Source organism: Pseudomonas sp. MPB26 (assembly GCF_046605355.1).
Lineage (GTDB): Bacteria > Pseudomonadota > Gammaproteobacteria > Pseudomonadales > Pseudomonadaceae > Aquipseudomonas > Aquipseudomonas cedrina.
Map to the genome: position 1 here is coordinate 441,800 of NZ_CP176793.1, position 12,285 is coordinate 454,084.

10 protein-coding genes are annotated in these 12,285 nt (G+C 62.7%); 4 read left to right on the plus strand and 6 right to left on the minus strand.

What is annotated here, in order from left to right:
* Nucleotides 1-18: 18 nt before the first annotated feature.
* Together ACLH0H_RS02135 and ACLH0H_RS02140 are read right to left on the minus strand one after the other, a co-directional pair.
* Entirely contained in the window at nt 19-747 is a 729-nt protein-coding gene (locus ACLH0H_RS02135) for a TPM domain-containing protein (protein WP_411380791.1), read from the minus strand.
* A gap of 18 nt (nt 748-765) precedes the next feature.
* Nucleotides 766-1,377: a LemA family protein gene (locus ACLH0H_RS02140; protein ID WP_010212287.1), complete on the minus strand. Its 612-nt coding sequence runs from the start codon at nt 1,375-1,377 to the stop codon at nt 766-768.
* A gap of 238 nt (nt 1,378-1,615) precedes the next feature.
* Between ACLH0H_RS02140 and bglX the strand changes: the two genes are divergently transcribed.
* Together bglX and ACLH0H_RS02150 are read left to right on the plus strand one after the other, a co-directional pair.
* On the plus strand, nt 1,616-3,907 hold the full coding sequence (gene bglX / locus ACLH0H_RS02145) for a beta-glucosidase BglX (protein ID WP_411380792.1): 2,292 nt from the start codon (nt 1,616-1,618) through the stop codon (nt 3,905-3,907).
* A gap of 312 nt (nt 3,908-4,219) precedes the next feature.
* Nucleotides 4,220-7,171 (plus strand): autotransporter domain-containing protein, encoded by a 2,952-nt coding sequence (locus ACLH0H_RS02150; RefSeq protein ID WP_411380793.1) that lies wholly within the window; start codon nt 4,220-4,222, stop codon nt 7,169-7,171.
* Nucleotides 7,172-7,201: 30 nt separating this feature from the next.
* On the opposite strand, the gene ACLH0H_RS02155 is transcribed toward ACLH0H_RS02150, so the two are convergent.
* The 4 genes from ACLH0H_RS02155 to ACLH0H_RS02170 all read right to left on the minus strand — a co-directional run bounded on the left by ACLH0H_RS02155 (nt 7,202) and on the right by ACLH0H_RS02170 (nt 10,507).
* Entirely contained in the window at nt 7,202-8,359 is a 1,158-nt protein-coding gene (locus ACLH0H_RS02155) for a phospholipase D-like domain-containing protein (RefSeq protein WP_411380794.1), read from the minus strand.
* A gap of 1 nt (nt 8,360) precedes the next feature.
* On the minus strand, nt 8,361-8,951 hold the full coding sequence (locus tag ACLH0H_RS02160) for a YceI family protein (protein WP_411380795.1): 591 nt from the start codon (nt 8,949-8,951) through the stop codon (nt 8,361-8,363).
* Between the two features lie 171 nt (nt 8,952-9,122).
* A complete protein-coding gene (locus ACLH0H_RS02165) occupies nt 9,123-9,437 on the minus strand; it encodes an amidase (RefSeq protein ID WP_411380796.1) in 315 nt (104 codons plus the stop codon).
* Nucleotides 9,434-10,507 carry a serine hydrolase domain-containing protein gene (locus ACLH0H_RS02170; protein WP_411382487.1) on the minus strand — a complete coding sequence of 358 codons (1,074 nt, stop codon included), beginning with the start codon at nt 10,505-10,507 and terminating at the stop codon, nt 9,434-9,436. The genes ACLH0H_RS02165 and ACLH0H_RS02170 overlap by 4 nt, the downstream gene beginning before the upstream one ends.
* A 185-nt stretch (nt 10,508-10,692) precedes the next feature.
* Between ACLH0H_RS02170 and olsB the strand changes: the two genes are divergently transcribed.
* Complete coding sequence (gene olsB, locus ACLH0H_RS02175; protein ID WP_076950140.1) at nt 10,693-11,448, plus strand: L-ornithine N(alpha)-acyltransferase; 756 nt, start codon at nt 10,693-10,695, stop codon at nt 11,446-11,448.
* Nucleotides 11,448-12,236 (plus strand): lysophospholipid acyltransferase family protein, encoded by a 789-nt coding sequence (locus tag ACLH0H_RS02180; protein WP_411380797.1) that lies wholly within the window; start codon nt 11,448-11,450, stop codon nt 12,234-12,236. Before olsB ends, ACLH0H_RS02180 begins: the two co-directional genes overlap by 1 nt.
* The last annotated feature ends 49 nt before the right edge of the window (nt 12,237-12,285 follow it).

Here is a 12,285-nt window from a genome sequence, read left to right on the forward strand (position 1 = left end):
GCTCTCTGATTATTGTCATCACCACCCGCCCGAAGCCCCGCCGCCGCCGAAGCCGCCACCGCCGCCCCGGAAACCGCCGCCACCTCCCCCGCCTCCGCCGCCGCGCCCGCTGCTGCTGAGAATCGCCAGCAGGATCGCGCCGACCGGCAGCCCCATGCGATTGCACAGCCACAACACGCCGATCAACAGGATAAACAGGCCAATGGAAAATCCGGGATTATCCTTGGCAAAGTTGGCGTCCGCCACATGGGCCGGCACCGCCAATGGCTCGCCGCCCACCACCTGCACCATCGCCGCCACGCCGTCGCTGATGCCCTGGCTGAAATTGCCGGCCTTGAACTTGGGCGCAATCACCTGGTTGATGATCACCCACGACTGCGCATCGGTGAGCACGCCTTCCAGGCCGTAGCCGACTTCGATGCGCAATTTGCGCTCATCGCGGGCGACGATCAACAGCGCGCCGTTGTCCTTGCCCTTCTGGCCGATACCCCAGTGGCGGCCCAATTGATAACCGAAGTCCTCAATCGGCACCCCCTGCAAATCGGGCACGGTGACCACCACGACCTGGTTGCCGGTGGTCTGCTCCAGCGCCTGCAACTGTTGCGTCAGCCGCTGGCGCGTTGCTTCGTCCAGCATTTGGGCGTTATCCACCACCCGCCCGGTCAGCGCCGGTAAGGTCAGCGCCGCCTGGGCCACGCCCACGCAGGCCAACAGCCACAGCGCCAGGCCTATCCTTAATAAACGCATCGACACCTCAATGCAGCCTTATTTGAACTTCACTTGCGGCGCTTTATCGGCATCGGCACTGGTGGCTTCAAACGTGGCGCGAATCGGCAGGTCGCTGTACATCACGCTGTGCCACAGACGACCGGGAAAGGTGCGGATCTCGGTGTTGTAGGCCTGCACCGCCTGGATAAAGTCGCGGCGGGCCACGGCGATACGGTTTTCGGTGCCTTCCAGCTGCGACTGCAGGGCCAGGAAGTTCTGGTTGGCCTTCAGGTCCGGGTAGCGCTCGGACACCACCATCAAGCGGCTGAGTGCACCGCTCAAGCCGTCCTGGGCTTGCTGGAACTGCTTGAGTTTTTCCGGGTTGTCGAGGGTGCTGGCATCCACCTGGATCGAGGTGGCCTTGGCCCGCGCTTCAATCACGGCGGTGAGGGTGTCTTGCTCATGGGCGGCGTAGCCCTTGACCACCTCCACCAGGTTGGGGATCAGGTCGGCGCGGCGCTGGTACTGGTTCTGCACCTGGCCCCAGGCGGCCTTGGCCTGTTCATCCAGGGTGGGAATGTTGTTGATCCCGCAACCGCTCAGCACCGTGCTGATCAATAGCAAAGCCGCGGCTTTCAAGCCCCAGCGGTAACCTTGTGCTGCTTGCATGGTGTTTCTCCTGCCCAATCTTGATGGAATTTGACGACTAACCCTATAAACCACGCGCTTGGGGCATAATCCGCCACCACTGGATTGCGTCGAGCCAATCAGCTACAAAGATGCCCAGCGCGAAAAAGAGTTCAGAGTGTGCTGCATTTATCTGAACAACACCCGAACAACAATAGACGCTCCCCACATTTTGGCCGATCAGCCTCATCGCTGTGCAATGAGCCGAAAAAGGATATTCATGAAGAAGCTGTGCTTGCTCGGCCTTGTTGCCACTCTGGCCACCCAGCCCGTATGGGCAGAAACAAAGCCTGTCGCGCTTAAAGACAAGGACGCCTTTGTCAGCGACCTGCTCAAGCAGATGACCCTGGACGAAAAGATCGGCCAGTTGCGCCTGATCAGCATCGGCCCCGAGATGCCCCGCGAGCTGATCCGCAAGGAAATCGCCGCCGGCCGCATCGGCGGCACGTTCAACTCCATCACCCGCCCGGAAAACCGTCCGATGCAGGACGCGGCCATGCGCAGCCGGCTGAAGATCCCGATGTTCTTCGCCTATGACGTGATCCACGGCCACCGCACGATTTTTCCGATCAGCCTGGCCCTGGCGTCCAGCTGGGACATGGACGCCATCGGCCGCTCCGGGCGCATCGCCGCCCAGGAAGCCGCCGCCGACAGCCTCGACATCACCTTCGCGCCGATGGTCGACATCTCCCGCGACCCACGCTGGGGCCGCACTTCCGAAGGTTTCGGTGAAGACACGTACCTGGTCTCGCGGATTGCCGAAGTGATGGTCAAGGCTTTCCAGGGCGTGAGCGCCGCGAATGCCGACAGCATCATGGCCAGCGTCAAGCACTTCGCCCTGTATGGCGCGGTGGAAGGCGGGCGTGACTACAACGTGGTCGACATGAGCCCGGTCAAGATGTACCAGGACTACCTGCCGCCGTACCACGCGGCAATCAAGGCCGGCTCCGGCGGCGTGATGGTGGCGCTCAACTCGATCAACGGCGTGCCCGCCACCGCCAACACCTGGCTGATGAACGACCTGTTGCGCAAGGACTGGGGCTTCAAGGGCCTGGCCGTGAGCGACCATGGCGCGATCTTCGAGCTGATCAAGCATGGCGTGGCCAAGGACGGGCGTGAAGCCGCCAAGCTGGCGATCAAGGCCGGCATCGACATGAGCATGAACGACTCGCTGTACGGCAAGGAATTGCCCGGCCTGCTCAAATCCGGAGAGATCGAGCAGAGCGACATTGACAATGCCGTGGGCGAAGTGCTCGGCGCCAAGTACGACATGGGCCTGTTCAAGGACCCGTACCTGCGCATCGGCAAGGCCGAGGATGATCCGGCCGACACCTACGCCGAAAGCCGCCTGCATCGCAGCGAGGCGCGCGACATCGCACGCCGCAGCCTGGTCCTGCTGAAAAACCGCAACAACACCCTGCCGCTGAAAAAATCCGCGACCATCGCCCTGGTCGGCCCGCTGGCCAAGGCACCGATCGACATGATGGGCAGTTGGGCCGCCGCCGGCAAACCGGAACAATCGGTCACCCTGCTCGACGGCTTGAACGCGGTGATCGGCGAAAAAGGCAAGATCATTTATGCCCAAGGCGCCAATATCACCAACGACAAGGCCGTGGTCGACTACCTTAACTTCCTCAACTTCGATGCCCCGGAAGTGGTGGATGACACCCGCCCTGCCCAAGTGATGATCGACGAGGCCGTGAAGGCTGCCAGGGATGCCGATGTGGTGGTGGCTGCCGTGGGTGAGTCCCGTGGCATGTCCCACGAATCCTCCAGCCGCACCGACCTGAACATCCCGCAAAGCCAGCGCGACCTGATCAAGGCCCTCAAAGCCACCGGCAAGCCGCTGGTACTGGTGCTGATGAACGGCCGCCCGCTGTCGATTCTTGAAGAGAACCAACAGGCGGACGCGGTCCTGGAGACCTGGTTCGCCGGCACCGAAGGCGGCAACGCCATCGCCGACGTGCTGTTTGGCGACTACAACCCGTCGGGCAAGCTGCCGATCACGTTCCCACGCTCGGTGGGGCAGATTCCGACCTACTACAACCACTTGACCATCGGCCGGCCGTTCACCCCAGGCAAGCCGGGCAACTACACCTCGCAGTACTTCGACGACACCACCGGCCCCCTGTTTCCGTTCGGGTATGGCTTGAGCTACACCACGTTCAACCTGTCGGACATGGCGCTGTCGTCCACTACTCTGAACAAGACCGGCAAGCTCGACGCCAGTGTGACGGTGACCAACACCGGCAAGATGGACGGTGAAACGGTCGTGCAGTTGTATATCCAGGACGTGGCCGGCTCGATGATCCGCCCGATCAAGGAGCTGAAGAACTTCCAGAAAATCATGCTCAAGGCTGGCGAGGAGCGCACGCTGCACTTCACCATCACCGAGGACGACTTGAAGTTCTACAACACCCAGCTCAAGTTCGCCGCGGAACCGGGCGAGTTCAATGTGCAGATCGGGCTGGATTCCCAGGATGTGCAGCAGCAGACTTTCGAGTTGCTGTAAGCCACGCAGCCCCCTCTTGCGTTGAAGAGGGGGCTTGCCCTAATGCCAGTCAGTTAAGCGTACATCGCTCCTACAAAAAACCTTAACTGACTGGCATTGGGGCTTGCCCTTACGTTTTCTCCGTCGGCATAAAGTCAAGTTTCGCTCTCCTGTCTCAGCCGCGCCCTACATTCCTTCCCCCGCCTGCTCGCACATCCTGTCTGCCCTGAATCAACGTGCAGATGGACTATGTTGCCGACGAAAAACGCCCCATGGGCCAATAACAAAGCCTCCTTTTACTCATCGTTCAAGCGAAAGGCGCTCGCGCTGTGCATGCTCGGAAGTTTGCCGGGCATACCTGTTGAAGCCGCGAGTTACAGCGAACAGGGGAAGCTCTACGACGCCGCCAGCTGGCGCAGCGATGAGTTCGAAAAAAGCTGGGGGCTGGGCGCCATCGGTGCCGATTACGCCTATGCCAGGGGGTTGAGTGGCGCCGGGGTAAACGTGGGGGTCTACGATTCCGGCACCGACTTGCGCCATGACGAGTTTGCCGGCAAACCGCATTCCGGCGTGCGCCTGGCAGACCCTGGATGCAAAAGCGATACGGTACTGTTCGGTGGCTGCTTCTTCAGTGAGGGTGATCGTTCCGCCGTGGAGCTGCTTGAGACACTACCGCCTGAGACTTTGCTTGCAGTGGAGGAGGGAATTGCCAACGGTGATTTCACCCGCGAACAAGTGGATGCCTACCTTAGAAAACAAGGGGCCCGCTATGATTCGCATGGCACCTTCGTGGCCGCCAACATACTCGCCAACCGAAATGGCGCCGGGGCCCATGGCGTAGCCTTCGCAGCCAACCTGAGTGCGCTGCGCAGGTTCAGCAACACTTACCAGGACGGCCCCGGTGTGCCAACGTACAGTATTGATAATCCTACGCCGGAGGCAGTCAAGGCCGCCTATGCCCAACTGCACGAGCAAAATGTGCGAGTGGTCAACCATAGCTGGGGGCCTCGCAACCCAGTGGCGGATGAAGCTGAGCTGGACATGGAATTGAACCGCGGCTATGTCGAACCAAAGGCCATCGCCGACGCAACCGTCAAATACGGGATACTCCAAGTATGGGCAGCGGGCAATACACTCACCCCCAACGCAACGCCGCAAGCAGCACCCTTTGCCGGGTTTCTTCCCAGCCTGCCGCGTGCGGTCGCCGAACTCGAGCGCTATTGGTTGAGCGTGGTCAACGTCAATCAGGCGCTGACCTTGAGCGATCGCTCGTTCCGCTGTGGCTTCAGTAAGGACTGGTGCCTGGCGTCGCCGGGAACGGACGTCACCTCGGCCTGGGTCACAGGCTCCATAAACACCGAAACCCACTATAGTAAGGAAGGCGACGCCGACGGTTTCAAAGTGACCGGCGACAAACCCGAATTTACAGACTTCACCGCTTCCGGCACCTCCTTCGCCGCGCCTCACGTAACTGGTGCGCTGGCTCTGCTGATCGAGCGCTTCCCTTACCTCGACAACCCGCAAATTCGCGATGTGCTGCTGACCACCGCCACCGACCTGGGTGAGCCTGGCGTCGACGATGTGTACGGCTGGGGCTTGGTAGACCTGAAAAAAGCCATCGACGGGCCCGGCCAACTGCGGGTGGACACGCAGGTCAACATGGACCGCCCCGCCGGCGGCGCGGTGGTATGGCAAGGCGGCGCATGGGACGACTGGCGCAACGACATCAGCGGCCCCGGGCGCCTGGAAAAAAGCGGCGCCGGCTGGTTGCGCCTGAGCGGCAATAACAGCTTTGCCGGGGCCACGCTCAACGCAGGCATTCTGGAGCTGAATGGCAATAACACCCTCAGGGGCGATGTGAACCTCGAAGGCGGCGTTCTGCGCCTGAACGGCTCCCTGGCCGTCGAGGGTGACTACCGTCAAGCGCCCGGCGCCACCTTGATGACTGGGCTGGTCGCCCAGGACCGGCCGGCAAAACTGCAGGTCGATAACCAGGCCACTGTCAACGGCGGCACGCTGTACCTGAGCGCACAACCCGGCACCTACCCATTGGGCCAGCAATACAGCATCCTCCAGGCAAAAGGTGCCGTGAGCGGCGAGTTTGCCGCGATCGACCATCGAGAGTTCTCGCCCTTCCTCAGCGTTTCCCAAGTCAAGCAAGCCAATAACCTGCTGGTCGAGTTTGTCCGTGGAAGGCCACTGGCTTCTGCGGCAAACACCGCCAACCAACGCGCCGTCGCCACGGCCGCCGACGCTCAAGCCGCGCCGACCCCGCTGCTGCAGCGCCTCACCGCACTGTTCCCCGAGCAGGCCCCCTCGGCCCTGGACCAACTGAGCGGCGAGCTGCATGCCAGTACCCAAGCGGCACTGATCGAAAACAGCCGGGTAGTGCGTGAAGCCGTACTCGACCGGCAGCGTAACGCCCATGGTCGTAGCGCTGCCGAGGCCGAAGCACTGAACGAGGGCGCCTGGGTGCAACTGCCGCGCCAGAGCGGCCAGCTGCAAGGCGATAGCAACACCGCCCGCGCGTCCCACAGCAGCACGGGCCTGTTGGTCGGGTTCGATCACCGGCTGGAACAAGGCACACGCGTGGGGGTGGTTGCGGGCAGCAGCACCGGCGAAGTGAAGGCCGGCGCTCGCGGCAAAGCGAGTGTCGACAGCTACCAATTGGGCCTGCACGTGGGGCACACCTGGGACGCTCTGGGCCTGTACGGCGGCATCGCCTACGCGCAGCATCAGATCGCAACCAAGCGCCGAGTCAGCTTTCCAGGCGTGGAGAATCGGCTGTCTGCCGACTACGCCAGCCGTACCGTGCAGGCATTCGCCGAGGCCAACTATCGCTTTAATCACGGTTTTTGGGATTGGCAGCCCTACCTGCAACTGGCCACTGTGCAACAGCGCAACGACGGCTTCACCGAACGCGGCGGCATGGCGGCACTGCGCGGCCAGCGCTCGAAAGACACCGTCAACCTGACTACTGGCGGTGTGCGCGTGAACCTCGACCTGGCCCAGGCACAGACCGGCCCGTCATGGTTGAGCCTGCGTGGCGGCCTGGCCTATACCCATGCCGGCGGCGACCGACAATCGACCACTCAAGTGGCCTGGGATGGCGGCGACGCCTTCAAGGTGAGCGGCGCCCCGTTGGATCGGCTCAGCACCCGACTGGAGCTGGGCGCCACCGCGCGCCTGAGCCGCAGCAGCGCGCTGGACCTGGCTTTCAGCCAACAGCGCGGCGAGCGTTCACGGGACCAGAACATCACGGCGCAGTATTCGTTGCAGTTCTAAACCGCGTAAGCAACCAAAGGCGAGGGCACCCTACCCTCGCCGATCCAACAGGTTGACCACCAACCTGTCGACCCACCCCCACAACCTTTGCTTCACCCGCCGCCACAGCGGCCGCGACTTCCATGCCTGCAGGCTCACCGCCTGGCTCTGGGCAAAATCGCGCTCGAAACTGCCCGCTACCGCCAGCGCCAATTCGGGGTCCAGTGCTTCCAGGTTGGCTTCCAGGTTGAAGCGCAAATTCCAGTGGTCGAAGTTGCACGAGCCGATGCTCACCCAGTCGTCCACCAACACCATCTTCAAATGCAGGAAACACGGTTGATATTCAAAAATCTGCACCCCCGAACGCAGCAACCGCGGGTAATAACGGTGCCCGGCATAACGCACGGACGGGTGATCGGTGCGTGGCCCGGTGAGCAGCAGGCGGACATCGACACCGCGCCCCGCCGCCCGACGTAACGCGCGACGCACGCTCCAGGTCGGCAGAAAGTACGGCGTGGCCAGCCAGATACGTTGCTGGCTGCTGTTCAAGGCGCGGATCAGCGATTGCAGGATGTCGCGATGCTGACGGGCGTCGGCATAGGCAACCCGCCCCAGGCCCGGCCCGGTCGCGGGCACCTTGGGCAAACGCGGCAGGCCAAAATGGGTGGCGGGTTTCCACTCGCGGCGGGCGGCGTTGGCGTGCCATTGACGGTCGAACAGCGCCTGCCAGTCCAGCACCAGCGGGCCGCTGATCTGCACCATCACTTCATGCCAGTCGGCGGTGTCCTGGCCCGGCGTCCAGAACTCATCCGTTACACCGGTGCCGCCGACCACCGCGATACCCTGGTCGATCAGCAACACCTTGCGGTGATCACGGTACAGATTGCGCATCCAGCGCCGCCAGCTCAGACGGTTGTAGAAACGCAGCTCCACACCGGCGTCGGTCAGGCGCTTGCGCAGCCCGAGGGTAAACGCCAGGCTGCCGTAATCATCGAACAGGCAACGCACCCGCACGCCGCGCTCGGCGGCGAGCACCAACGTCTGCACCATGGCCTCGGCACAGGCGCCGGCTTCCACCAGGTACAACTCCAGGTCGACCTGCCGCTCAGCCCGCGCTATGCCCACCAACATCTGCGGAAAGAAACTCGGCCCGTCGATAAGCAACTCGAACCGATTGGCGCTGCGCCACGGAAACACCGCGCCCCCCATGTCAGCGCGCCGTGAAAATCAGCACCGCACCCACCGGCACCGACAAACTGATCGATTTAAGCCCTGCGGCCTTGCGCAGCGTGGCCACGCCTGGCGCGAGGTCAAAATCCTCGGCATGCAGCACCACCGGCTCCAGGGTCACTATCTGGAAGCGGCGGTCGTCCAGGCGCGTGGCAAGTAGCTCGGCGCTGTAGGTCTGGGTCTTGCCGTGCAGGGTGACGTTCAGCGGCAAGCGCAACTCCAACTGCGCGCCGGGGGCCAGGTCATTGATCGGTTGCAGATTGATCTGCGCGCTGATCAACGCCTCGGGGAAGGTCTTGATCTCGAACAACTGGTTGCGCATGCGCTCATCGCGCAACGGGATGCCGCTGTTGACCGACTCCAGCTCCACTTCCACGTGCGCCGCGCCCGTGCCGTCGACCTTGCCGTGCAGCACCAGAAAGCGCTGGACCTCGGCGATTTCGGTGTTTTTGGTGGTGACGAACGACAGGCGTGAGGATTCGTTATCCAGGTACCAGTCGGCGTGGGCAGGCACCGCAGCGGCGGCCAGCAGTGAAAAAGCCAGCGGCTTGAATAGAGAAGCGTTGAACATAAAGACTCGGAGGGCGAAAAACCTGCACGAACCTTAAGCGCAATCGAATGAACGGCGCAAATCCAAATGTGGGAGCGGGCTTGCTCGCGAATACAGTGGGTCAGCCAAGTATAGGTAACTGATCCACCGCATTCGCGAGCAAGCCCGCTCCCACAGGGGTTCTGGGGTGTTTCAAGGATTCAAGCGGCAACCTTGGCGGTCGCCCAGCCAGCGTGCGGAATGGGTACGCCCCAACCCGCTGGCAGTCACTTCACTGCGCTCCGGGTTATCGCTGAACGCGCTGGTGGGCACGTACTGCGTCACATACCCCAGGCAATACTGCGCCGGATTATTCATCACATACCGGCACGAGCAATATTCCTTGGCCGTGTACGCCGCGATGATGTCGGGGAAGGCTTGCAGGTTGACGCGCTCGTGCCAGATCCACCCCAGCAGAGCGAGAAGCAGCAGGAGAAACAGGCTGGTAAACGGGCGACGGCGGATCATGGTTGCACCGCCGCAAGCACGCGCTTGAGCAGTTCGTTGTGGCGGTAGCTGCCGTCGCGGTCGTCGCCATAACGCACGATCACCAGGCGTTCGTCGGGCATCATGTACAGCGCCTGGCCCCAGTGGCCGAGGGCGGCGAAGGTATCGGCGGGAGCGTCGGGCCAGGGCCGTGGGGTGCCTTGATTGAGCCACCAGTGGCCGCCGGGGACGGCTTCGTCCTGGCCGGCTTTGTATTTATCGAACGGCTGGCGATTGAAGGTCACCCAATCCTTTGGCAGCAACTGTTGATCCCCCCAACGACCATCCCGCGCCATGAGCAGGCCGACGCGCGCCAGGTCGCGGGCAGTAAGGTAGGCGTAGGACGAGGCGACAAAGGTTTCATCGGCGTCGGTTTCCCACGTGGCACTGCGGATACCCAAGGGCTTGAACAGGGCGTCCCAGGGGTAACTCATATAAGCCTTGAGGCCGAGCATGCCTTTGAGGGCGGCGGACAGGATATTGGTGTCGCCGCTGGAGTAACGAAAGGCCTGGCCGGGTGCGCTGGCCGCCTCCGTATCCGCGGCAAAGTCAGCCATATCGGCGCGGCCACGGGTGTAGAGCATCGCCACCACTGAGGATTTCAGCGGCGCGTATTCGTAGTCTTCCTGCCAGTCCAGGCCCGAGGCCCAGTGCAGCAGGTCGGCCATGGTCACCGTTGGGTGCTGCTTCATCGGCGGGTAAAACCGCGCCACCGGGTCGGTCAACTTGAAGCGATTATCGCCGTAGGCCACGCCCAGCACGGTGGCCATCAGACTTTTGCTGATGGACCAGGTGAGGTGCGGCGTGCTGGCGGTGGTGGGCGCGGCATAACGTTCATAGACCACCACGCCGTCACGAATCACCAGCAATGCGTCGGTGCGAATGCCTTGGCGGGTGGCGTCGTCCCGAGCGGGGAAAGCGTAGGCCTCCAAGGCATCCACAGCGGGGCCCGTGAGCGGTGTGCCCTTGGCCCAGTCCTTATCGGGCCAGGCTTCGGCATGGGCGGTAACGGTGACGAACAGCAGCACAACGCACAGCAGGCCTCTGACCATGGACGCAGACTCAAGGGGCATTCAAGCCCGCGAGCGTAGCCTGCGCCGATGACAGATTTGCGACACAGAGCGCTGTCATCCAAGCGTCACCATAACTTCACGGAGATGACACCGGGCCTCCATAGCCTGACTTTGGACAACAAAGTCGACCGGCCGAAATCGTGGCCGGCACTCGGAGACTCGCCATGACTCAGATCGCCCGCATCAGCGACACCGGCAATGAACGCCGCCTGCAAGCCGAACGCCTGATCGGCGCACAGGCGTTGCAGGAAGCCCAGGCCCTGCGGTTCAACGTGTTCAGCGGCGAGTTCAACGCCAAGCTGAAAGGCGCTGAGCTGGGCCTGGACATGGATGACTATGATGTTCACTGCAGCCACATCGGCGTGCGGGACTTGAACAGCGGTCGACTCGTCGCCACCACCCGCTTGCTCGATCACCAGGCTGCCAGCACCCTGGGCCGGTTCTACAGCGAAGAAGAATTCAGCCTGCACGGTTTGCGGCACTTGCAAGGCCCGATCCTGGAGATCGGCCGCACCTGCGTCGACCCGGCCTACCGCAATGGCGGCACCATCGCTGTGTTGTGGGGTGAGTTGGCCGAAGTGCTCAACCAGGGCGGCTACAGCTACTTGATGGGGTGCGCGAGCATTCCGATGCACGATGGCGGCATCCAGGCCCACGCGATCATGCAACGCCTGCGCGAACGCTACCTGTGCAATGAACACCTGCGCGCCGAGCCGAAAAAACCGCTGCCGGCGCTGGACCTGCCGTCCAACGTGATCGCCGAAATGCCGCCGCTGCTCAAGGCCTACATGCGCCTGGGCGCGAAGATCTGCGGCGAGCCGTGCTGGGATGAAGATTTCCAGGTGGCCGACGTGTTCATCCTGCTCAAGCGTGATGAGTTGTGCCCCCGCTATGCTCGCCACTTCAAGGCGGCCATGTGATGAGCCGCCTGCGTGTGTACGGGCGCATTGCCCGCGTACTGGTGGTGGTTGCGCTGGGCTTGAGCATGGCCAGTGTGTTTGGTGTGTTTGAGCGCATGGGCATCGCTAACTCGATGGCGCGGCGCCAGCGCTGGTCGCGTTTTTTCATGGCGAGGCTGGCCAACGCCCTGCCCTTTCGCGTGACGGTTCACGGTGAGCTGCCGCAAAAACCGATGCTGTGGGTGAGCAATCATGTGTCGTGGACCGACATTCCGCTGCTGGGCATGGTCGCGCCGATGTCGTTCCTGTCCAAGGCCGAAGTGCGCACCTGGCCGGTCGCGGGCTGGCTGGCGGCCAAGGCCGGCAGCCTGTTTATCCGCCGCGGTTCGGGCGACAGCCAGTTGATCCGCAAGCAGATGACCCGCCACCTGGAACAGGCGCATCCGTTGCTGATGTTTCCGGAAGGCACCACCACCGACGGGCGCAGCCTGCGCACCTTCCACGGACGTCTGCTGGCCAGTGCAATCGATGCGGATGTGTCGCTGCAACCGGTGGCGATCCGTTACCTGCGCGATGGGCAAGTGGACCCGTTAGCGCCCTTTATTGGCGATGATGATTTGCTCTCGCACCTGATGCGTTTGTTTGCCAATGATCAGGGCGACGTGGAGATTCACGTGCTCAAACCGATTGCCTGCGCCGGGCAGGAACGCGCGGCGCTGGCGTATCAGGCGCAGCAGGCGGTGCAGAAGGCGTTGTTTGGGCCGGTGCCGGAGGCGGAGCAGGTGGTTGCTCGACCATTGGCAGCCTAAAGCGGGCACGGTCAAAAATGTGGGAGCGGGCTTGCTCGCGAATGCGGTG

Bases quoted from the DNA above. Each gene is read 5' to 3' on its own strand.
- ACLH0H_RS02160 (WP_411380795.1), bottom strand. From the start codon at position 8,951: ATGTTCAACGCTTCTCTATTCAAGCCGCTGGCTTTTTCACTGCTGGCC.
- ACLH0H_RS02140 (WP_010212287.1), bottom strand. From the start codon at position 1,377: ATGCAAGCAGCACAAGGTTACCGCTGGGGCTTGAAAGCCGCGGCTTTG.
- ACLH0H_RS02170 (WP_411382487.1), bottom strand. From the start codon at position 10,507: ATGGTCAGAGGCCTGCTGTGCGTTGTGCTGCTGTTCGTCACCGTTACC.
- ACLH0H_RS02165 (WP_411380796.1), bottom strand. From the start codon at position 9,437: ATGATCCGCCGTCGCCCGTTTACCAGCCTGTTTCTCCTGCTGCTTCTC.
- bglX (WP_411380792.1), top strand. From the start codon at position 1,616: ATGAAGAAGCTGTGCTTGCTCGGCCTTGTTGCCACTCTGGCCACCCAG.
- ACLH0H_RS02150 (WP_411380793.1), top strand. From the start codon at position 4,220: ATGCTCGGAAGTTTGCCGGGCATACCTGTTGAAGCCGCGAGTTACAGC.
- ACLH0H_RS02180 (WP_411380797.1), top strand. From the start codon at position 11,448: ATGAGCCGCCTGCGTGTGTACGGGCGCATTGCCCGCGTACTGGTGGTG.
- ACLH0H_RS02135 (WP_411380791.1), bottom strand. From the start codon at position 747: ATGCGTTTATTAAGGATAGGCCTGGCGCTGTGGCTGTTGGCCTGCGTG.
- olsB (WP_076950140.1), top strand. From the start codon at position 10,693: ATGACTCAGATCGCCCGCATCAGCGACACCGGCAATGAACGCCGCCTG.
- ACLH0H_RS02155 (WP_411380794.1), bottom strand. From the start codon at position 8,359: ATGGGGGGCGCGGTGTTTCCGTGGCGCAGCGCCAATCGGTTCGAGTTG.